The 19,234-nt window shown below is 68.3% G+C and carries 19 protein-coding genes and 1 pseudogene; 11 read left to right on the top strand and 9 right to left on the bottom strand.

Features of this window, described 5'->3' with window-relative positions; translation table 11 throughout:
* Positions 1–8: 8 nt before the first annotated feature.
* Together ACFOLC_RS08980 and ACFOLC_RS08975 are read left to right on the top strand one after the other, a co-directional pair.
* Positions 9–883, top strand: a pseudogene (locus tag ACFOLC_RS08980) (arginyltransferase).
* Positions 876–2,198 (top strand): endonuclease/exonuclease/phosphatase family protein, encoded by a 1,323-nt coding sequence (locus tag ACFOLC_RS08975; protein WP_386758899.1) that lies wholly within the window; start codon positions 876–878, stop codon positions 2,196–2,198. The pseudogene ACFOLC_RS08980 and the gene ACFOLC_RS08975 overlap by 8 nt, the downstream one beginning before the upstream one ends.
* 4 nt (positions 2,199–2,202) lie before the next feature.
* On the opposite strand, the gene ACFOLC_RS08970 is transcribed toward ACFOLC_RS08975, so the two are convergent.
* Together ACFOLC_RS08970 and purT are read right to left on the bottom strand one after the other, a co-directional pair.
* Positions 2,203–2,616 carry a hypothetical protein gene (locus tag ACFOLC_RS08970; protein ID WP_386758898.1) on the bottom strand — a complete coding sequence of 138 codons (414 nt, stop codon included), beginning with the start codon at positions 2,614–2,616 and terminating at the stop codon, positions 2,203–2,205.
* Positions 2,617–2,664: 48 nt separating this feature from the next.
* Entirely contained in the window at positions 2,665–3,864 is a 1,200-nt protein-coding gene (gene purT / locus ACFOLC_RS08965; protein WP_386758897.1) for a formate-dependent phosphoribosylglycinamide formyltransferase, read from the bottom strand.
* Positions 3,865–3,966: 102 nt separating this feature from the next.
* Here purT and ACFOLC_RS08960 point away from each other — a divergent pair, with 102 nt between their 5' ends.
* From ACFOLC_RS08960 to ACFOLC_RS08950, 3 genes are all read left to right on the top strand, one after another.
* Positions 3,967–4,887 carry a hypothetical protein gene (locus tag ACFOLC_RS08960; RefSeq protein ID WP_386758896.1) on the top strand — a complete coding sequence of 307 codons (921 nt, stop codon included), beginning with the start codon at positions 3,967–3,969 and terminating at the stop codon, positions 4,885–4,887.
* Between the two features lie 61 nt (positions 4,888–4,948).
* Entirely contained in the window at positions 4,949–5,128 is a 180-nt protein-coding gene (locus tag ACFOLC_RS08955) for a DUF4177 domain-containing protein (protein WP_386758895.1), read from the top strand.
* Between the two features lie 87 nt (positions 5,129–5,215).
* Positions 5,216–6,016 carry a M15 family metallopeptidase gene (locus ACFOLC_RS08950; RefSeq protein WP_386758894.1) on the top strand — a complete coding sequence of 267 codons (801 nt, stop codon included), beginning with the start codon at positions 5,216–5,218 and terminating at the stop codon, positions 6,014–6,016.
* Between the two features lie 136 nt (positions 6,017–6,152).
* On the opposite strand, the gene ACFOLC_RS08945 is transcribed toward ACFOLC_RS08950, so the two are convergent.
* The 6 genes from ACFOLC_RS08945 to ACFOLC_RS08920 form a co-directional block, all read right to left on the bottom strand.
* A complete protein-coding gene (locus tag ACFOLC_RS08945; protein ID WP_386758893.1) occupies positions 6,153–6,548 on the bottom strand; it encodes a hypothetical protein in 396 nt (131 codons plus the stop codon).
* A 108-nt stretch (positions 6,549–6,656) separates the two neighbouring features.
* Positions 6,657–7,331 (bottom strand): DNA-3-methyladenine glycosylase family protein, encoded by a 675-nt coding sequence (locus ACFOLC_RS08940; RefSeq protein WP_386758892.1) that lies wholly within the window; start codon positions 7,329–7,331, stop codon positions 6,657–6,659.
* A gap of 2 nt (positions 7,332–7,333) precedes the next feature.
* The gene (locus tag ACFOLC_RS08935; protein WP_386758891.1) at positions 7,334–7,702 is read right to left on the bottom strand and encodes a DUF423 domain-containing protein; all 369 of its coding nucleotides are present in this window, start codon (positions 7,700–7,702) and stop codon (positions 7,334–7,336) included.
* Between the two features lie 156 nt (positions 7,703–7,858).
* A complete protein-coding gene (locus ACFOLC_RS08930) occupies positions 7,859–8,935 on the bottom strand; it encodes an SRPBCC family protein (protein WP_386758890.1) in 1,077 nt (358 codons plus the stop codon).
* 430 nt (positions 8,936–9,365) lie between these two features.
* Positions 9,366–10,007 (bottom strand): response regulator, encoded by a 642-nt coding sequence (locus tag ACFOLC_RS08925; RefSeq protein ID WP_386758889.1) that lies wholly within the window; start codon positions 10,005–10,007, stop codon positions 9,366–9,368.
* On the bottom strand, positions 10,004–11,200 hold the full coding sequence (locus tag ACFOLC_RS08920) for a sensor histidine kinase (RefSeq protein WP_386758888.1): 1,197 nt from the start codon (positions 11,198–11,200) through the stop codon (positions 10,004–10,006). The genes ACFOLC_RS08925 and ACFOLC_RS08920 overlap by 4 nt, the downstream gene beginning before the upstream one ends.
* Before the next feature lie 161 nt (positions 11,201–11,361).
* Here ACFOLC_RS08920 and ACFOLC_RS08915 point away from each other — a divergent pair, with 161 nt between their 5' ends.
* The 6 genes from ACFOLC_RS08915 (at position 11,362) to ACFOLC_RS08890 (ending at position 16,702) form a co-directional block, all read left to right on the top strand.
* Positions 11,362–11,973, top strand: coding sequence for a GNAT family N-acetyltransferase (locus tag ACFOLC_RS08915; protein ID WP_386758887.1), 612 nt, complete (start codon positions 11,362–11,364; stop codon positions 11,971–11,973).
* The gene (gene minC / locus ACFOLC_RS08910; protein WP_386758886.1) at positions 11,970–12,743 is read left to right on the top strand and encodes a septum site-determining protein MinC; all 774 of its coding nucleotides are present in this window, start codon (positions 11,970–11,972) and stop codon (positions 12,741–12,743) included. The genes ACFOLC_RS08915 and minC overlap by 4 nt, the downstream gene beginning before the upstream one ends.
* Before the next feature lie 139 nt (positions 12,744–12,882).
* Positions 12,883–13,692, top strand: a complete 810-nt coding sequence (minD, locus tag ACFOLC_RS08905) for a septum site-determining protein MinD (RefSeq protein WP_386758885.1) — start codon at positions 12,883–12,885, stop codon at positions 13,690–13,692.
* A gap of 2 nt (positions 13,693–13,694) precedes the next feature.
* Positions 13,695–13,961, top strand: a complete 267-nt coding sequence (gene minE, locus ACFOLC_RS08900; RefSeq protein WP_386758884.1) for a cell division topological specificity factor MinE — start codon at positions 13,695–13,697, stop codon at positions 13,959–13,961.
* Between the two features lie 53 nt (positions 13,962–14,014).
* Positions 14,015–14,518, top strand: coding sequence for a hypothetical protein (locus tag ACFOLC_RS08895; RefSeq protein ID WP_386758883.1), 504 nt, complete (start codon positions 14,015–14,017; stop codon positions 14,516–14,518).
* Positions 14,519–14,701: 183 nt separating this feature from the next.
* Positions 14,702–16,702 (top strand): M2 family metallopeptidase, encoded by a 2,001-nt coding sequence (locus tag ACFOLC_RS08890; RefSeq protein WP_386758882.1) that lies wholly within the window; start codon positions 14,702–14,704, stop codon positions 16,700–16,702.
* 53 nt (positions 16,703–16,755) lie between these two features.
* Here ACFOLC_RS08890 and ligD read toward each other — a convergent pair whose 3' ends face one another.
* The gene (gene ligD, locus ACFOLC_RS08885) at positions 16,756–19,221 is read right to left on the bottom strand and encodes a DNA ligase D (protein WP_386758881.1); all 2,466 of its coding nucleotides are present in this window, start codon (positions 19,219–19,221) and stop codon (positions 16,756–16,758) included.
* Positions 19,222–19,234: the final 13 nt, after the last annotated feature.

Here is a 19,234-nt window from a genome sequence, read left to right as displayed (position 1 = left end):
CTCCTGCACTGGGCGCCCGGTGGCGCCGATGCCTCCATCAACGTCGCCACCCGCGCGCGGTTGACACCGCCCCCGGTGCGTTCAGTCGGCGGACAGCCGCCAGGCGTTCCGTCACCCGGCGCAGCGGCGCTATGCTGGCGACATGGGCACGCAACCACAGGACAGCGACGATCTCCGCCTGTTCCACACTGGCGAGCACGCCTGCGGCTACTGGCCGGACCGGGTCGCCCGCGATCTCGTGCTCGACCCGCGCGATCCACGCCTGCGCGAGTGGTACCCGTTCGCGCTCGGCTGGGGGTTCCGCCGCTCCGGCGATATCGTCTACCGGCCGCACTGCGCCGGCTGCCGCGCCTGCGTCGCGGTGCGCATCCCGGTCGACCGCTTCGTGCCCGACCGCAGCCAGCGCCGCTGCCTGGCGCGCAATGCCCAGGTCGAGATGCGCGTGCTGCCGGCGCAGCGCACCGCCGAACAACTGGCGCTGTACCGCCGCTACCTGGCCTCGCGTCATGCCGGCGGCGGCATGGACGGTCACGGCGCCGGCGAGTTCGACCAGTTCCTGATCGGCAGCTGGAGCGAGGGCCGCTTCCTCGAACTGCGCGACCACAGCGCACCCGGTCGCGGCCAGCTGCTCGCCGTCGCCGTCACCGACGTCACCGAAAGCGCGCTGTCGGCGGTCTACACCTTCTACGACCCCGAGGCGTCTGCGCGCGGCCTGGGCACGCTGGCGATCCTCAAGCAGTTGGAATGGGCACGGCGCGAGCGCCGCTCGCACCTGTATCTGGGCTACTGGATCGCCGGCCACCCGAAGATGGATTACAAACGCCGGTTCCGGCCGCTGGAAGGTTTCGACGGCCGCGAATGGCGCGACCTGGTGGATGCCTGAAGCGGCTTGCCGCCCGCGCTGTCATCGCCGGCGCACGCGGGCATGCCAGAATCGTGCGATGGCCAAATTCAATCTATTGCTTGCCGGCGCCATCGCCGCGCTGCCGTCCGGCTGCTTGCAGATCAACGTCCAGGGCGATCCCGAGGCCTGGGCCGAGTCCATGGGCATGACCGCGCCGCTGCGGGTGGCGACCTACAACACCTCGCTTTACGACGAAACCAGCGGCGGCCTGGTCCGTCGCCTGGAAAGCGGCGATGCCAACGCGCGCCGCATCGCCGCGGTGCTGCAACGCGTACGCCCCGACCTGGTGCTGCTCAACGAGTTCGACTACGACGCACAGGGCCGTGCCGCCGACCTGTTCCAGCAACGCTACCTCGAGGTCGCGCAGGCCGGCGGCGGCGAGGCGTTGCGCTACCCCTACCGTTACCTGGCGCCGGTCAACACCGGCGTGCCGAGCGGTCTTGACCTCGATGGCAATGGCGAAATCGGCGGCACCGGTCGGACGAGCACGGGCCGCAATCGCGGCAACGACGCCTGGGGTTACGGCCTGCACCCGGGCCAGTACGGCATGCTGGTGCTGTCGCGCTACCCGATCGACCCTGCCCAAGTGCGCACGTTTCAACAACTGAAATGGAGCGCCCTGTCCGGCGCGCGCCGGCCGGTCGATCCGAAAACCGGCAAGCCGTGGTATCCGCCGGCGGTGTGGTCGCAGCTGCGGCTGTCGTCGAAATCGCATTGGGACGTGCCGGTGCGCACGCCGCACGGCGTCGTGCACCTGCTCGCCGCGCACCCGACGCCGCCGGTGTTCGACGGCCCCGAGGACCGCAACGGCGCGCGCAACGCCGACGAACTGCGGCTGTGGCAGGAATACCTGTCAACCGCCCCCGGCACGCCGTCGTGGCTGTGCGACGACCGGGGCCGTTGCGGCGGCCTGGCCGCGGACGCACGCTTCGTCATCACCGGCGACCTCAACAACGACCCGGTCGATGGCGACGGCCGCCACGAGGCGATCCTCGAACTGCTCGAACACCCGCGCGTGGCGCGCTACGCCACGCCGCGCAGCGAAGGTGCGGTCGAGGTCGCGGCGAAGTACGCCCAGGCCGGTCTGGTCCGTCGTGGCTCACCCGCACACGCCACCGGCGACTTCGGCCCCAAGGCCGGCACGCTGCGGCTGGACTACGTGCTGCCTTCGGTGGGTTTTGCCGTCAAGGGAAGCGGCGTGTTCTGGCCGACCGCAGGCGATGCCGACGCCGCGATCGCCGGTGCCAGCGACCACCACCTGGTCTGGGTCGACCTCGACGCGCGGTCGCCGTAGGCGATCAGCGCTTCGGCGGCGTCTGCGCCATGACCACGCCCGGTGCCGGCTCGATCGACGGCGCCGGCAGCTCGATCGGCGTGACCGGCTTCGGCGCCGCCGCCAGTGCCACCGGCGGCAGGCCGGCCGCGGCCTCGTGCGGTATGCGCGGGCCGAAACCGAACACACCACCGCTGCGCGCCGACACGATCATCCGCACCATGCTGGTCGGCACCATCAGCTCCATCGCCACCGACTGGCCGTCGGGCGTGCGGCCTTCGATCGTCATTTCCAGCAGTGCCCCGCCGGTGTCGATCGACTGGCACAGCATGTGCGGACCGGTCGGCCCGTCGTGCAGGTAAGGTTTGATCGCCTCGCCCAGCACCTCCAGCGCCTGCGGGAAGAAGAACACGGCATAGCCTTGGGTCTCATCCAGCATGGTGTGCGTCCGTCCGGCTCGTTGGGTCTGCGTCGAGAGTAGCGCGCATCAGCGCAATTCGATGTGCAGCTCGGCCGCGGCGCGGCGCGCGCGCTCACCGGCCTGGTCGATGTGCTCGCCCAGCGCCAGCGTGACCGCGACCCGCCGCTGGCCTTCGACCCGCGGCTTGCCGAACAGGCGCAACTGCGTGTCGGCCTGCGTCAGCGCGGCATCGACGCCGCTGAACACCGGCACGCCGTGCCCCTGCGCGAGCACGGCGCAGGACGCGGCGGCGCCGTATTCGCGGATCGCAGGAATCGGCAGGCCGAGGATCGCGCGCGCATGCAGCGCGAACTCGCTCAGGTCCTGCGAGACCAACGTGACCAGGCCGGTGTCGTGCGGCCGCGGCGAGACCTCGCTGAACCAGACCTCGTCGCCCTTGACGAACAACTCGACGCCGAACACGCCCCAACCGCCGAGGTCGTCGGTGATGCTGCGCGCGATGCCCTGCGCGCGCGCCAGCGCCTTGGTCGACATCGGCTGCGGCTGCCAGCTCTCGCGGTAGTCGCCGTCGCGTTGCAGGTGGCCGATCGGCGCACAGAAGGTGGTGCCGCCGACGTGGCGCACGGTCAACAACGTGATCTCGTAATCGAAGTCGATGAAACCCTCGACGATGACGCGACCGGCACCGGCGCGGCCGCCGGTCTGGGCGTAATCCCAGGCCGCGTCGACATCGTCGGCGCCACGCACCAGGCTCTGGCCCTTGCCCGAGGACGACATCACCGGCTTGACCACGCACGGCAGGCCGATCTGCGCGACCGCGGCGCGGTAGTCCTCCAGCGTGTCGACGAAACGGTAGTCCGAGGTCGGCAGCCCCAGAGTCTCAGCGGCGAGGCGACGGATGCCTTCGCGGTCCATGGTCAATCGCGCCGCACGTGCGGTCGGGATCACCCGCGTCTGCGTGCCGCGTTCGGCGAACTCGTGCTCCAGCTCGACCAGGGTCTGGGTATGGATCGCCTCGATCTCCGGCACGATCAGGTGCGGGCGCTCCAGCGCGATCAGTGCACGCACCGCGTTGCCGTCTAGCATGTCGAGCACGTGGCTGCGGTGCGCGACCTGCATCGCCGGCGCATCGGCGTAACGGTCGGCGGCGATCACCTCGACCCCGAAGCGCTGCAGCTCGATCGCCACCTCCTTGCCCAGTTCGCCCGAGCCGAGCAGGAGCACGCGGTAGGCGTACGGGGACAGGGGTGTGCCGAGCGTGATCATGCGCATTCCGCGACGGGGGGATGGTTACCAGTTTAAACGTCCGGCCACCCGCCCGCGTCGCCGGGCTATGGCGGCACGCAGCGTGCATGCGATCCTTCGACCATGCCGGATCCCGCCGCTTCACGCCGCCACCGCCTCGTGCTCGCCGTCACCCTGCTGGCCGCCGTGGCCGCTTGCGCGCGCGAGGATCGCGACGAGCGCGGCACCCGGTTGACCGGCATGCTGCTCGACACCCAGCTCAGCGAGATCAGCGGCCTGGCCGCCTCGCGCCGTCACCGCGACGTGCTGTGGATGCACGACGACGGCGGCAACCCGGAGCGCTTGTTCGCGGTCCGCACCGACGGCGCACGGAGGGCGACGTTCCGGCTCGAGGGCGTCACCAAGACCGATTGGGAGGACATGGCCGCGTTCGAGCTCGACGGCCGCCCTTACCTGCTCGTCGCCGACACCGGCGACAACGGCGGCCTGCGCCGCAGCCTGCAACTGCACGTGATCGAGGAGCCGGCCAAGCTGGAAAACGCGCGACTGCGGCCGGCCTGGTCGATCGCGTTCCGCTGGCCCGACGGCGCGCGCGACTGCGAAGCGGTGGCAGTCGACGCCGCACGCGGCCGCATCCTGCTGCTCTCGAAGAAGCGGCAACCGCCGGAGCTGTTCTCGCTGCCGCTGCAACCGACCGGCCGTGGCCTGCTGACGGCCCGCAAGCTCGGTACCCTCACCGGCGTGCCAGCGCCGGATGCCGACACCCTGCGCCGCGATCCACAGCGCGCCCGCCTCAACGGCCAGGTCACCGCCGCCGACGTGTCGCCCGACGGCCGCACCCTGGCGGTCATGACCTATCGCTGGCTGCTGCTGTACCCGCGCCAGCCGGATCAGGACTGGGCCCAGGCGGTGGCGCAGCCGCCGCAGATCCGCCTGCTGCCCTGGCTGCCGCAGGCCGAAGCGCTGGGCTGGAGCCGCGACGGTCGCAGCCTGTACGCCACCGGCGAGTTCGTGCCCGCCCCGCTCTATCGCATCAGACCCTGAGTGCTGAACCCGGCCGGACGCCTGCCGGCCACCAGCCCCATCCCGAAGAGGACGCATCCCGATGAACCGGCACTGGACCTACCAGATTTTCGAAATCACTCCGAGCATGCTGGGCCCCCCGGTCAGCGAACGCCTGCAGGATGAACTCGACCGGCGCGGCGCGGACGGCTGGGAGCTGGTCGGCGTCATGCCGGTGACACCGTTTGACCAGGTGCGCGTGGTGATGAAGAAGGAAGCGTGAAGCGCCTGTTTTCGCAGTCGGGACGGCCCGAACTGTTGTCGGCGCGGGCGCATGGCACCACGCAGCGCAGCCGGCTAACCTGAGCGCATGCGCGGCCAGCCCCAGATCCTGATCAATACACCGGAGATCGAACTCTGGCCCGGCGGCCTGCTGCGCGCGCGCAGCAACCACGACGCGCGCGCCCTGTCCCGCGCCCGCCATGTGCTGCGACGCAAGCGCGACGGCCGCTTCCTCGCCGCCGACCTGCCCGAAGGCCTGCTCGCGCTGGTACCCCGCCTGCGCCGCGAGCCCGGACTTGAGGCGGCCCTGGACGCGCTCGATGCGCATCCTGCGCACCTGCGGGCCGGCATCGAGCACGTCGGCGAGTTGCCGCTGGATCGCCTGGAAGAACGCCTGCATGCGCTCGGGCTGGACGACGGTTACGGCGAACGCACCGGCTTGGCGCTGGTCGCCGAACCCGATTGGCTCGCGCTGGCCGGTTTCGACCGCTACCGCCGCCCGCTGTGGCTGCACCCGGCCGCCGCACGCGCCTGGACGCACCTGCGCGAGGCTGCGCAGCGCGATGGCCTCGTGCTCGAAGCCATCTCCGGCTACCGCAGCCACGATTACCAGCTCGGCATTTTCGAGCGCAAGCTGGCCCGCGGCCAGAGCGTGGCGGAGATCCTCAACGTCAACGCCGCGCCCGGCTACAGCGAGCACCACTCCGGTCTCGCCCTCGACATCAGCGCACCCGACGAGCCGCCGGCCGAAGAATCGTTCGAGCGTACCACCGCCTTCGCCTGGCTACGCGACCACGCCGGCGGCCACGGCTTCGTCATGAGCTACCCGCGCGACAACCCGCACGGCATCGTCTACGAGCCGTGGCACTGGCGCCTGCAGATCCCTTAGCGGCCTTTGCCGCTCCGACGCGCACCTGACCCTTGATCCCCACTGGCGTTTCCACAATCGCCTCTGCGACCGCTACCTGCCGGCCTGATCGGCTGGCAGGCAGCGGGTGCAAGCCCGCGCGGGCGGGCGCCGGCGGTCATTCGCGATGGAATTTGACCGTGACGCCCTTGACGGTGTTCTGCGCCAGCGCCACATCGATGTTCGGCTCGCCCAGGTGCTTCTTCACCAGCACATCCTCGCCGTCATCGACTTCGACGTGATAGTGCTCGCCGAGTTGCGCACGCAGTGCATCGCGCACCAGGTGGGCAATACGGTCCTCGCCGGTGCCCTTGGGCACCTGCACGGTGACGGTCGTCGCCGCTTCGTCCTTCGGCGTCACCGTAAGCACGATCGCACCGTCACTGCGTGCGTTGTGGTTGATCTTGATCCGCCACTTGTTGGAGGGACTGGCCACGGCAGTGGCCACGGACAACACCAGGCCGAGCAACGCCACCCACAGCACCGCACCCCAACGACGATCACGCTGACGCATGCCACACCCCCAGGTTGGTTGGAATACCGCGCCTCTGCGCGGCCCGTGCCGAAGCACGCACCTAGCCTAGCCTGATTCGCCTTGATGCGATCGGGCGTATCGGGCGCGTCAGTCCTGCGAACGTTTGGTCGGGGCCTTGGTCTGCACCGTCGCGTCGGCGATCCGCCACAGGTACAGGCTGGCATAGGTGCGGTATGGGCCCCAGCGTTCGCCGCTCTCGGCCAGCGCCTTGGGTGCCGGCATGGCTTCGAGCTTATCGACAGCCTGCGCGCCCTTGCGGATGCCCAGGTCATCGACCGGTAGCACGTCGGGCCGACCAAGGCGGAACATCAGCATCATCTCGACCGTCCAGCGGCCGATGCCGCGCACCGGCACCAGGGCCGCGACGATGGCGTCGTTGTCCATCGTGCTCATGCGGCGCAGGTCGGGAATCTCGCCGCACGCTTCGCGTTGGGCGAGGTCGCGCAGCGCCAGCAGCTTGTTGCCGGACACGCCGCAGGCGCGGATCGTCGCGTCGTCGCAGCGGCCGAGGGTGTCGCAATGGAAACGGTCGCTGGCGATCGCAGCCTCGACCCGGCCGACGATCGTCGCCGCGGCCTTGCCACTGAGCTGCTGGTAGAGGATCGCGCGGGCCAGGGCATCGACCGGATCGAACGACTTGCGCCAGCGCGGGTCCGGTGCGATCGGCCCGAGCTTCTTCATCCATGCGCCCAGCTTGCGATCACGCTTGGCCAGGTGCGCATACGCCGCGTCGGTGTCGAATCCCCGGGCATGCCGCGGCACCGTCAGCGCCTCACCGCGTCGGCCGCGTACAGCAACCAGGCCAGGATCATCAGGCCGCCGCCGAATGGCAGAAACCGCGTCGACGTGCCGAGGAAATACGCCGCCGTCAGGCTGCCGGCAAACAGCAGCACGCCGATCAGCAACGCGGCCAGGGCGACCAGGCCCAGGCGCCGTACCGCCTGCGGCGCCAGCGCGGCGAGCGCGACGCCGTGGCCAAAGCCGAACAGGGCTGCCAACTGCAGGCGGGACTGGGCTTCGCCATCGGTCACGTGTGCGGCATAAGCCGACAAGGCGACCGCCACCGCGGCCAGTACGGCACCGCCTGCGGTCAGGCCACGGACGGCGGACGGTGAAATCAGACGATGGGCCATGCGATGGGCGTCCAGATGCGAAGGCGATGCGACGCCACGATATCAGCCCGCTGGCGCGGCCAGAACCACGCGACGGCCAAAACAAAACGCGCCGCGGAAATCCGCGGCGCGCTTCGGGTACAGCATGTCGGTACGGTGCGGGCGAACGCGTGTTGCTTACTTGACCGCCCAGTACACGTCGTACTCGCCTTCCTCGGTGAAGCCCTTGTCGATGCCGGCCTTCCAGGCCTCGTACGGGCGCTCGACGGTTTCGTAGCCGTGGGTCAGGGCCCAGCCGCGCAGGGCGTCGCGCACGCGCGTCAGGTTGGCCATGTGGCCCTTGAACGAGGACACCACCGCGACCTTGGCCGGCTCGTTGAACACCGCCGTCACCGGGCCTTCGAGCTTGATGTCGAGCTTGGTCGCCGGACCCGCTGCACCGATCTTGCGCACCGGCTGGGCGACGTCGAACGAATAGGTCTCGGCGCCGAACTCGTTGGTGATGATGCGCACTGGACCGGCGGCTTCGAGGCCGTTGGCGGCCATGACCTTCTTGATCCACTCGATGTTGCTGTTCATCTGGCCCATGACCTTGGCGTTGTCGCGCTCGACCGCCGCGGTCACCACCAGCAGGTTCTCGGCGTCACGCTGGACCAGCTTCGGCGCCTTGGTCGGGTCGTCCTTGCTCAGCTCGGCATAGTCGTAGTTCGGCACCGCGGCGAGCATGTTGCTCAGGCGCGACAGGCCCATCTTCATGTCTTCGCCGACGTTGCTGCTGACGTACAGGCCGGCGTAGCGGCCGATCAGGTTCCAGCCGTAGTCGATGTCGTAGGTCTGGGTGATCTCGACGTTGCGGTTGTTACGGCCGGTCGGCTTGAAGGTGAACTCGGTGCGCTTGTTCTTGCCCGGCTCGATGTCGGTCAACGCATAGGCGACGCGCTTGCCCGGCTCGCTGGCGGTGATCTCCCAGCTGCCCTGGCGCAGGCCCTTTTCCTTGGAGTCGTAGTCGAGGCGCGCGCCGACACCGGAGTCCGGACCCGACAGCTTCAGCTGCATGGCCGGGTCGCGCAGCACCAGCGGGTTCCAATCCTTGAAACGGCGCAGGCTGTTCAAGGTGTCGTACACGATCGTCATTTTGCGGTTGGTTTCAACCGAATGCTGCAGATGACGGCTGGACGGCAGCACGACAGCCACGATGAGGAACAGCGCGGCGACGATCGCCAGGGAAATCAGGATCTCGATCAAACGGGTCATTCAGGTTCTCCAGGGCCGGGACCCGGTCGGGCCGGGGCGCAGACCGGCAATCGTATCAAGGAAGCCGCGATCGGGGCAGCCATCCCGAGTAACAATCCACAACCAACCGGATCAGGCCAATTCGCGCAGTCCCTTATGGCGCGATGCCTCAGGACGGCTGGGCACGCTGGGTCAGCGTGCCCAGCCCCGAAGTCTTGCGCGGCAAGCGGGCCCGGCGCCGGGCAGGAGCCCCGGCCGATCGTCCTGAGCGTAGGCGCGCAGCGCCGAAGTCGAAGGATCAGACCAGTTGCAACTCGAAGGCCTTGAGCACCGCGCGGGTGCGATCACGCACGCCCGGCTTGGACAGGGTGAGCGGCCGCTTGCTTGCGAGCCCCCGGCTCGCGCGGCCGCGAACGCCCGGCGCGCTGCGCCGGGCGGGGCATCCTGTCGATCAGACCAGTTGCAGCTCGAAGGCCTTGAGCACCGCGCGGGTGCGATCGCGTACGCCGAGCTTGGACAGGATGTTGGACACGTGGTTCTTGATCGTGCCCTCGGCCACGCCCAGCGAATTGGCGATTTCCTTGTTGGAGAAGCCCCCGGCCATCAGCCGCAGGATTTCGGTCTCGCGCTCGGTCAACGGGTCCGGGCGGTCGAGGCTGACGAAGTCGTTGCGCATGTGTTCCAGCCCCGACAGCAGGCGCTGGGTCACCGCCGGCTGCACCAGCGAGCCGCCCTGGGACACGGTCTGGATGGCCCCGACCAGTTGCTCCAGCGAGACGTCCTTGAGCAGATAGCCCTTGGCGCCGGCCTTGAGCCCGGCCAGCACCAGTTGGTCGTCGTCGAAGGTTGTGAGGATGATGGTCGGCGGCAGGCTGTTGGTGCGCGCCAGCGCCTGCAAGGCCTCCAACCCGGACATCACCGGCATGCGCATGTCCATCAGCACCACGTCGGGCTGGAACTGCGGAATCATCTCGATCGCCTGGCGGCCGTCGCCGGCCTCGGCCACCACCTCGATGCCCTCGGCCAGGGCCAGCAGCGAGCGAACACCCTGCCGCACCAAGGTCTGATCGTCGACTATCAACACGCGGATCATGCGATGACTCCTTCACAGGCAGCGGCCGCAGCCGCCGAGGCCGGCAACGTCAGTTGCAGGCTGAAGCCTGCCTGCGGCCGGGTTTCAATTTTGAGGTCGCCACCGTGCTGGGCCAGGCGCTCGCGCATGCCGCGCAGTCCGTTGCCGGTGACGAGGTTGGCGGCACCGTGGCCGTCGTCGCGCGCGTGCATGGTGATGCAGTCGTTCTGACGGCGCGCGTTGATCCACAGGTTGCGCGCACCGGCATGGCGCACGGCGTTGGTGATGATTTCCTGGGTGCAGCGCAGCAGCACGTGGGCGCGCTCGGGCTCGTCGAGCATCAGCGGCGCCTCGATGTCCATGTGGATGTCGAGCGCCGGCACGTTCTCGGCCAGTGGCAGCAGCGCCGCCGACAGGTCGATCGCACCGCCCTCGCGCAGCTGGCTGACCGCCTCGCGCACGTCGGTCAGCAGCAGCCGCGCCAGCGTGTGCGCCTGCTGCACGTGCTCCTTGACGCGGCCTTCGGACAGGTGGCCGGCGACCTCGAGGTTGAGGCTCAGCGCGGTCAGATGGTGACCGAGCAGGTCGTGCAGCTCGCGCGAGATGCGGGTGCGCTCGTTGACGCGCACGCTTTCGCCGAGCAGGGCCCGCGTCGCGCGCAGCTCGGCATTGAGCCGACGCTGCTCCTCGCGCGCCTCGGCCTGCTGGCGGGCGACCAGCGCGGTGACGAAGACCAGGCTGGAAAAACCCATATAGGCCAGCGATTGCAGCACTGCCAGCATCGGCGGGAAGTCCACCGCGCCGACGAACACCGGGATCGTCGCCACGTTGCCGCAGATCAGCCACAGCAGGCCGTAACGCACCGGCATCAACCAGGGCAACAGGCCCGCCACCACCATCAGCAGGATGCTGCTCAAGCCGGTGCCGGAGAAATAACCGACACCGATCGCGCAGGCGGTCAACACCAGCAGCAGCAGGTGGTCGACCACGCCGGGGCGGCGCTGGCCGAGCTGGTGGGTGATCCACCAGTACACCGCACCGAACGCCAGGTACGCCGCCAGCCAGCGCAGTACCTGCAGGATCGGCGAGCCGCCTGGCTGCGGCTCGAGCAGCGAAGGGTCGATCCAGACGTTGATCAGCCACAGTCCGACCGTGGCCCAGGTGAACAGGCCGGCATAACGCAGCAGACGGGTATGGTTCAGACGGGCCAGCATGTCCGCATGCTAACGGCATCAAGGGCCTGCTGAGCCGTCCGAAAGTCATGCTTTAAGCCCCGGCCCTGACGTTGGCGGCGGTCGCCGCGGCCGGACGGCCATGCGATAATCGCCCGGCCGGTCGCGCCATGCGGCCGGTTTTCGAGATATTGGAGCCCGGAATGTCGATCGTCGTCCGCGACGTGCGCGAGCACGAGCTGGATTCCGTCCTTGCCCTGAACAACGCTGCCGGACCCGCGATCCTGCCGCTGGATGCGGCCAGACTGCGCCACTTCTTCGAGACCGCCGAGTACTTCCGCGTCGCCGAACGCGACGGCACCCTGGCCGGTTTCCTGATCGGCGTGGGCAGCCGCGCCGAGCACGACAGCAGCAACTTCCACTGGTTCCGCGAGCGCTACCCGGACTTCTTCTACATCGACCGCATCGTCGTCGCCAGTCGCCGCCGTGGCGGCGGTGTCGGCCGTGCGTTCTACGCCGATGCGCAGAGTTACGCCGAGCTGCGCTACCCGCAGATGGCCTGCGAGGTGTTCCTGGAAGGTGCCAACGACCCGGCCCTGCTGTTTCACGGCAGCTTCGGCTTCCGCGAAGTCGGCCAGCACGTGATGGCCGAGGTCGACGTGCGTGCGGCCATGCTGATGAAGCAGCTGTGCAGCTACGCCTGGGTCCAAGAAACCTATGGCGAGGCGCTGCCGAAGGTGCCGTGGGTGACCCCGCCGCGCACCGCCGCGGCCTCCGCTGCGCTCGCGCAGCGGCCGACCGGGACCTGCCCGTGAGCGTGGCGGTGGATTACGAACAGGCCGGCGAACTCAAGATCGGCCAGGTCGGCATCGCCAACCTGCGCGTGCGCACCCTCGATGTCGCCCGCCTCGTCGATGAGATGCGCGGCCGCGTGCAGCGCGCGCCCAAGCTGTTTGCCCGCGCCGCGGTGGTGATCGATTTCGGCGGACTGAGCCAGACCCCCGACACCGCCAGCGCACGCGCGCTGCTCGACGGCCTGCGCGACGCCGGGGTGCTGCCGGTCGCGCTCGCCTACGGCACCAGCGAGACCGAACGCCTGGCCGAAGCGCTGGGCCTGCCGTTGCTGGCCAAGTTCCGCGCCTCCTACGAGCGCGTCGACGGCGCTGCGCCTGCGGAGCCATCACCGCCACCGCGCCGCGAACCGGCGGCGGCGGCGGCGCCGCCACAACCGGTGGCCGCGCCCGCGACCGCCTCGCCGGGACTGATCCAGGCCAAGCCGGTGCGTTCGGGCCAGCAGATCTACGCCGACAACCGCGACCTGACCGTACTCACAACGGTCGGCGCCGGTGCCGAAGTCATTGCCGACGGCTCGGTGCATATTTACGGTCCGTTGCGCGGCCGCGCCCTTGCCGGCGCCCAGGGCAACGAACAGGCCCGGATTTTCTGTCGCGAGTTCCATGCCGAACTCGTCGCGATCGCCGGGCATTACAAAGTGCTGGAAGACATTCCCAAGGAGCTGCGCGGCAAGGCCGTGCAGGTCTGGCTGGAAGACGAACAACTAAAAATCGCGGCACTGGACCCATGATGGGCGCGAAACCGGGCATGCTGCCAAGGTTCGCGGACATACACATCCGGCCCAGCCGGGCCCGGATCCCGCGGCACCGCCCATGCGGTGCCGCGTCGGTATCCACCGGTGCCGCTCACCCACTCAGGAGGATTTGAACTTGGCCGAAATCATCGTAGTCACCTCGGGCAAGGGCGGCGTCGGCAAGACCACCAGCAGCGCCAGTCTCGCCTGCGGCCTCGCGCGCCGCGGCCACAAAGTTGCGGTGATCGACTTCGACGTCGGCCTGCGCAACCTCGACCTGATCATGGGCTGCGAGCGCCGCGTGGTGTACGACTTCGTCAATGTCGTCAATGGCGAGGCCTCGCTGAAGCAGGCTCTGATCAAGGACAAGCGTTTCGACAACCTGTTCGTGCTGGCCGCCTCGCAGACCCGCGACAAGGACGCGCTGACTAAGGAAGGCGTACAGAAGGTGCTCGACGATATCGTCGCCGACGGCTTCGACTACATCGTCTGCGACTCCCCGGCCGGCATCGAGAAGGGCGCGTACCTGGCGATGTACTTCGCCGACCAGGCGCTGGTGGTGGTCAATCCGGAAGTGTCGTCGGTGCGCGACTCCGACCGCATCCTCGGCCTGCTGGCCTCCAAGACCCGCCGCGCCGAGAACGGCGAGCGCGTCAAGGAGCACCTGCTGCTGACCCGCTACAGCCCCAAGCGCGTGGAGACCGGCGAGATGCTCAGCGTCGGCGATGTCGAGGAAATCCTCGGTCTCAAGACCGTCGGCGTGATCCCCGAATCCGGTGACGTCCTCAATGCCTCCAACAAGGGCGAGCCGGTGATCCTGGAGACCGAGTCCGACGCCGCCCAGGCCTACGACGATGCCGTCGCCCGCCTGCTCGGCGATACCCGCCCGATGCGCTACGTAACCGCTGAAAAGAAGGGCTTCTTCAGCAAGATCTTCGGAGGTTGATGATGGGTCTGTTCGATTTCCTGCTGGCCAAGAAGCAGACCGCCACGATCGCCAAGGACCGGCTGCGCATCATCGTCGCGCACGAGCGCGCTGGCCGCGGCGGCACCAGCCCGGATTACCTGCCAATGCTGCAGCGCGAGCTGCTCGAGGTGATCCGCAAGTACATCAACGTCGATGCCGAGGCGGTCAAGGTCGACCTGATCGACGAGGGCGACAACAAGGTGCTCGACATCTCGGTCGCCTTGCCCGAGAGCTCCGCACAAGCCTGATCCTGCGTTCCGTCATTCCGGTTCAACCGGAATGACGGCGCGAGTCCCGACGCATGTTGACACTAGCCGACGTCTGCTTCGACGACGCTGCCGCCCTGCTCGCCCGCTACGACCTGCTGCTGCAGCGGGTGGACGACGGCGAACCGATCCCGGGCAGCTACTGGGGCGAGTGCGAGGCCGGCCTGATCGGCTGCACCGTGTATGCGCGTGGTGACACGCCAGTGCACTCGCTGCTGCACGAAGCCGCGCACCTGATCGTGCTGCCGCCGGAGCGCCGCGCCGCGGTGCACACCGACGCCACCGACTCGGTCGAGGAAGAGGACGCCGTCTGCGTGCTGCAGGCGCTGCTCGGCGATGCCCTGCCCGGCGTCGGCCGCGATCGTGTGCTCGCCGACATGGACGGCTGGGGCTACACCTTCCGCCTGGGCTCGGCCCGGGCCTATTTCGAACACGACGCCGACAACGCCTGGCACTGGCTGCACGAGCGCGGTCTGGTCGATCGCGAGCGTCGCGTCCTCCTTGCCAACAAGGCAGTCGTACCCGCCTGCTGCCCCTGATCGGCTGCTACGGACGGCCCGCGGCATCGGCTGTTGACGATATCGGGTCACATTGGCGACGTACCTGGCCAGCGTGCAGATCAAACACCGCGGATGCTGCACCCGCAACTTGCCACCTTCGCTCTGCGCCACTAGCCTGCGCTCTCAACGCGCCAGGCTTGGCGCCCGCCGAGGATGCATTCCGTGAGTCATCGCCATCTCCTGCTCTCGCTGGCCGTCGCCGCGAGCCTGCTCTCGCTTTCGGCCTGCAAGAAGGAACCGAGCCCGACCAGCCCCGCCGGCGTCACCCCGGTCGCCGCGCCCGAGGGCGAAACCGCCGACCAGTTCATCGCCCGCGTCAACGACGAATACCGCAAGATGTTCCCGGAGATGACCGCCGCGCAGTGGCTGTCATCGACCTACATCAACGACGACAGCCAGTTGCTGTCGGCCAAGGCCAACGAACGCTACCTCGCACAGCTCAACAGCTGGATCGACCAGGCCAAGAAGTTCGAAGGCCAGAAGATGTCGCCGCAGACCGCGCGCGCGATCCAACTGCTCAAGCTCGGCACCTCGATGCCGCCACCGAAGGATCCGGCCAAGCTCGAAGAGCTGACCCGGATCGCCACCAAGATGGAAGGCATGTACGGCGCCGGCAGCTACTGCACCGGCGAAGGCGAAGCCAAGTCGTGCCGCCAGCTCGGCGAACTCGAGGACGTGCTGCGCAGCAGCCGTGACTACGACGTCCAGCTTGATGCCTGGCAGGGCTGGCACACCATCGCCCAGCCGATGCGCAAGGACTACACGCGCTTCGTCGAACTGGTCAACGAAGGCGCCCACGACATGGGCTTCGCCGACACCGGCGAGATGTGGCGCTCCGGCTACGACATGACCCCAGCCGAAATCGCCGCCGAGACCGACCGCCTGTGGGGCCAGGTCAAGCCGCTGTATGAGCAGCTGCACTGCTACGCCCGCACCCGCCTGGAGAGCAAGTACGGCGCCGACAAGGGCCACGTCACCGGCAACATGCTGCCCGCGCACCTGATGGGCAACATGTGGCAGCAGGACTGGGGCAACCTCTGGGACATGCTGGCGCCTTACCAGAATGCCGGCAGCCTCGACATCACCGGCGCGCTGGAATCGCAATACCGCGCCAGCTACGACGCGCAGTTGGCCAAGCATGCCGGCCAACGCTCGCCGGCCGACCTGGCGCAGATCGAGCAGGACGCCAAGCTCGCCAACGCCAAGCTGATGACCGAGCGAGCGCAGGACTTCTACACCTCGCTGGGAATGCAGAAGCTTCCGGAGAGCTACTGGTCCAAGACCCAGTTCATCAAGCCGCGCGACCGCGACGTGGTCTGCCACGCCAGCGCCTGGGACATGAACATGGCCGGCGACGTGCGCACCAAGATGTGCATCAAGCCAAACGAGGAAGACTTCACCACCATCTACCACGAGCTCGGCCACATCTATTACGACCTGGCCTACAACAAGCAGCCGCCGCTCTTCCAGCAGGGCGCGCACGACGGCTTCCACGAGGCCATCGGCGACACCATCGTGCTGGCGATGACACCCAAGTACCTGCAATCGATCGGTCTGGTCGGCGAGCAGCAGCAGAGCAACGAGGCGCTGATCAACGCGCAGATGCGCATGGCGCTGGCCAAGGTGTCGTTCCTGCCGTTCGGCCTGATGATCGACCGCTGGCGCTGGGGCGTGTTCGACGGCTCGATCAAGCCGGGCGACTACAACAAGGCCTGGTGGGAACTGAAGGCCAAGTACCAGGGCATCGCCCCGGTTGCTGCGCGCGGCGAGGACCATTTCGACGCCGGTGCCAAGTACCACGTGCCGGGCAACACCCCGTACACGCGCTACTTCCTCTCGCACGTGCTGCAGTTCCAGTTCTACAAGGCGCTGTGCGACACGGCCGGGCACAAGGGCCCGCTGTACGAGTGCAGCTACTACGGCAACAAGGCAGCCGGCGCCAAGTTCCAGGCGATGCTGGACAAGGGCGCCAGCCAACCGTGGCAGCAGACGATGAAGGAGCTGACCGGCGGCGAGAAGATGGATGCCTCGGCGGTACTGGAATACTTCGCCCCGCTGCAGACGTGGCTGAAGCAGCAGAACGAGGGCAAGACCTGCGGCTGGCAGGCGTCGGTCGCAACCGCGGCCACGCCGGCCAAGGCGACACCGCCGAAGCAGGGTTGAACCGAAGAGGGACAGGAAGGCCGGCGCAAGTCGGCCTTCTTTTTTACGTCCCACTAGAACTTCGGCAATGCCTGCCGCACCTGGCTGAATCCCTGCCAGGGATCGTCCGTCAGCGTCCGCGCGCGGCGCAGTGCTTTTTTCAGGTCATAGGTGGCCGCGCTGCGCGTGCGCCCCAATTCGTCCCAGCTCAACGGCATGGCCACCGTCGCACCGGGCCGCGCGCGCAACGACCAGCTGCAGACACTGGTGGCGCCGCGCGTATTGCGCAGCCAGTCGATGAAGATACGGCCCTTGCGCGCCACTTTCGATGCCGTGGCGACGTAATGCAGCGGTGCCTGCGCCACCATCGTCTCGGCGAATGCTTCGCAGAAGGCCTTGGCCTGCGCCCAGTCGGGGCCGCGCCGGATCGGCACGACCACGTGCAATCCCTTGCCACCGGACAGCCTCACCCAGCTGCGCAGCTTGACCTGCACCAGGCGGTCGTGGACCTCGCGGGCCGCGGCCTTGATGTCAGTCCAGGCGATGCCTTCGGCCGGATCTAGGTCGAACACCAGCCGGTCGGGCTTGTCCGGTGCATCGACACGCGCACCCCAGGGATGGAATTCGAGCGTGTTCATCTGCACCAGCGCCAGCACGCCATCGATGTCCTTGACGTACAGGTACTCGCCACGGCCATCGGACTCGCGCAGTTCGATCGCGAACACCTTGGGGCCGAAAGATGCGTTGTGGTGCTTCTGGAAGAAACAGGTCACGGCGATGCCGGCCGGGCAGCGCACCAGCGACAGCGGTCGCTTGATCAGCTCCGGCAGCAACCAGCGCGCGACGCCCTGGTAGTACGCCGCGACCTCGCCCTTGCTGATGCTGTCATCGGGAAACACGACGCGGTCGGGACTGGTGAGCTTGGCGGCGGGTTTGGCCATGGCGGGCTCCACATCCTGCAGGGGCTTGTCGTCGCGAAGGCGCAGGAAACTGGCCTGACGCACCAGGCCTTCCTTGCCGCGCCCGCGCAGATGCACCTCGACCACGATGATCGGCTTCACCCAGCGCACGCTGCGCACGGAAAACGGCACGTGCTCAGGCAGCTCGACTGCCGTCTGGTCCGTGCGCAACGTCTCCAGGCGCTTGCTCAACGTACGCAGCATGTCATCGCTGAAGCCGCTGCCGACACGGCCGGCATAACGCCAGCGTCCGGCCTCGCGGGTGGCCAGCAACAGCGAACCGAAACCGTGCCGGCTGCCGCGCGGCAGGGTGTAACCGACCACGACGAACTCGTCGCTGTCGGCGTGCTTGACCTTGATCCAGTTCTGGCTGCGGCCGCCTCGGTACGGCGCGTCGGCGCGCTTGCTGACGATGCCTTCCAGGCCGGCCTCGACGCTGGCCTCGAACACCTTCGCGCCGGGCCCCTCGACATGTCCGCTGAACGCCAGCTCCGGTGCCGGAGTCGTCGCCAGGATGTCGCGCAGCAGGTCGCGACGCGCGCGTTGCGGTGCATCGCGCAGGTCGATGCCGTCCAGGTACAGTAGGTCGAACACGACCAGACGCAGTGACGCCACACTCCCGGCTTCGAGCTGGCGCTGCAGCGCAGCGAAATCGCTGCGGCCGTCGCGATCGAGCGCGACCAGCTCGCCGTCGACGATCAGCGAGTCCACCGGCAGCGACCCCAGCGCGGCGACCAGCTCCGGGAAATCGCCAGTCCAGTCCAGGCCCTTGCGCGACTGCAGGCGCACCTTGCCGCGCTGCTTGTAGGCGAGCATGCGGTAACCGTCCCACTTGACCTCGTGCAGCCAGTCGCCGGTCGCGGGCGGTGTCTCGCGCAGGGTGGTCAGCTGCAGTTCGACTTCTTCCGGCATGGGCTTGGCCGCTGCGCGCCCGGCGATCTGCACGGCGCGGGCCTTCCAACCGCCGCGTGCTGCCGCTGCCGGGCGTCGCGGCACGGCCTTGTTTCTCTCAGAGGCGACCTGGCCCGCTTTTGCCGCGCGCGGCGCTTTGGGTGCAGACTCAATGAGCAACGCATCGGCATCGGCATCGCGCGCATAACGGTCGTTGCGCTTGATCAGCAGCCATTGCGGTTGCCGCCCGCTCGGGCGGGTGCGCACCATGTGGAAGCTGCCCTTGAGTTTTTCGCCATCGAGTTCGAAATCGAGTTTTCCGGCGGCGATCTGGGCCAACGGATCGTCCGACGTGGACCAGGTGCCGCGATCGAAAATGTCGACGTGACCAGCACCGTAATGGCCTTCGGGAATGTCGCCCTGGAAACCGGCGTAGGCCAGCGGGTGGTCTTCGACCTCGATCGCGAGGCGCTTCTCTCCGGGCCGCAGCGATGGCCCTTTCGGTACCGCCCAGCTCTTGAGCACGCCATCGGCCTCCAGGCGGAAGTCGTAATGACGTGCGCGGGCATGATGCAGCTGCACCACGAAGATCGGCGGCGGCTTGCCACGCGCCCGCGGCTTGCGCGTGGCATCACCGGGTTCCGGTGTCTCGCCCAGGCGGCGCTTGCGCGCGTAATCGCGCAGGCTCATCGGTGCCAACGCA

The organism is Lysobacter cavernae, assembly GCF_042648505.1.
GTDB lineage: Bacteria > Pseudomonadota > Gammaproteobacteria > Xanthomonadales > Xanthomonadaceae > Lysobacter_L > Lysobacter_L cavernae.
Note: the sequence above shows the minus strand (reverse complement) of the source record. Positions and strands in the feature narration are given on the sequence as shown.

Bases quoted from the DNA above. Each gene is read 5' to 3' on its own strand.
- ACFOLC_RS08975 (WP_386758899.1), top strand. From the start codon at position 876: ATGCCTGAAGCGGCTTGCCGCCCGCGCTGTCATCGCCGGCGCACGCGG.
- ACFOLC_RS08970 (WP_386758898.1), bottom strand. From the start codon at position 2,616: ATGCTGGATGAGACCCAAGGCTATGCCGTGTTCTTCTTCCCGCAGGCG.
- purT (WP_386758897.1), bottom strand. From the start codon at position 3,864: ATGATCACGCTCGGCACACCCCTGTCCCCGTACGCCTACCGCGTGCTC.
- ACFOLC_RS08960 (WP_386758896.1), top strand. From the start codon at position 3,967: ATGCCGGATCCCGCCGCTTCACGCCGCCACCGCCTCGTGCTCGCCGTC.
- ACFOLC_RS08955 (WP_386758895.1), top strand. From the start codon at position 4,949: ATGAACCGGCACTGGACCTACCAGATTTTCGAAATCACTCCGAGCATG.
- ACFOLC_RS08950 (WP_386758894.1), top strand. From the start codon at position 5,216: ATGCGCGGCCAGCCCCAGATCCTGATCAATACACCGGAGATCGAACTC.
- ACFOLC_RS08945 (WP_386758893.1), bottom strand. From the start codon at position 6,548: ATGCGTCAGCGTGATCGTCGTTGGGGTGCGGTGCTGTGGGTGGCGTTG.
- ACFOLC_RS08935 (WP_386758891.1), bottom strand. From the start codon at position 7,702: ATGGCCCATCGTCTGATTTCACCGTCCGCCGTCCGTGGCCTGACCGCA.
- ACFOLC_RS08930 (WP_386758890.1), bottom strand. From the start codon at position 8,935: ATGACCCGTTTGATCGAGATCCTGATTTCCCTGGCGATCGTCGCCGCG.
- ACFOLC_RS08925 (WP_386758889.1), bottom strand. From the start codon at position 10,007: ATGATCCGCGTGTTGATAGTCGACGATCAGACCTTGGTGCGGCAGGGT.
- ACFOLC_RS08920 (WP_386758888.1), bottom strand. From the start codon at position 11,200: ATGCTGGCCCGTCTGAACCATACCCGTCTGCTGCGTTATGCCGGCCTG.
- ACFOLC_RS08915 (WP_386758887.1), top strand. From the start codon at position 11,362: ATGTCGATCGTCGTCCGCGACGTGCGCGAGCACGAGCTGGATTCCGTC.
- minE (WP_386758884.1), top strand. From the start codon at position 13,695: ATGGGTCTGTTCGATTTCCTGCTGGCCAAGAAGCAGACCGCCACGATC.
- ACFOLC_RS08895 (WP_386758883.1), top strand. From the start codon at position 14,015: ATGTTGACACTAGCCGACGTCTGCTTCGACGACGCTGCCGCCCTGCTC.
- ligD (WP_386758881.1), bottom strand. From the start codon at position 19,221: ATGAGCCTGCGCGATTACGCGCGCAAGCGCCGCCTGGGCGAGACACCG.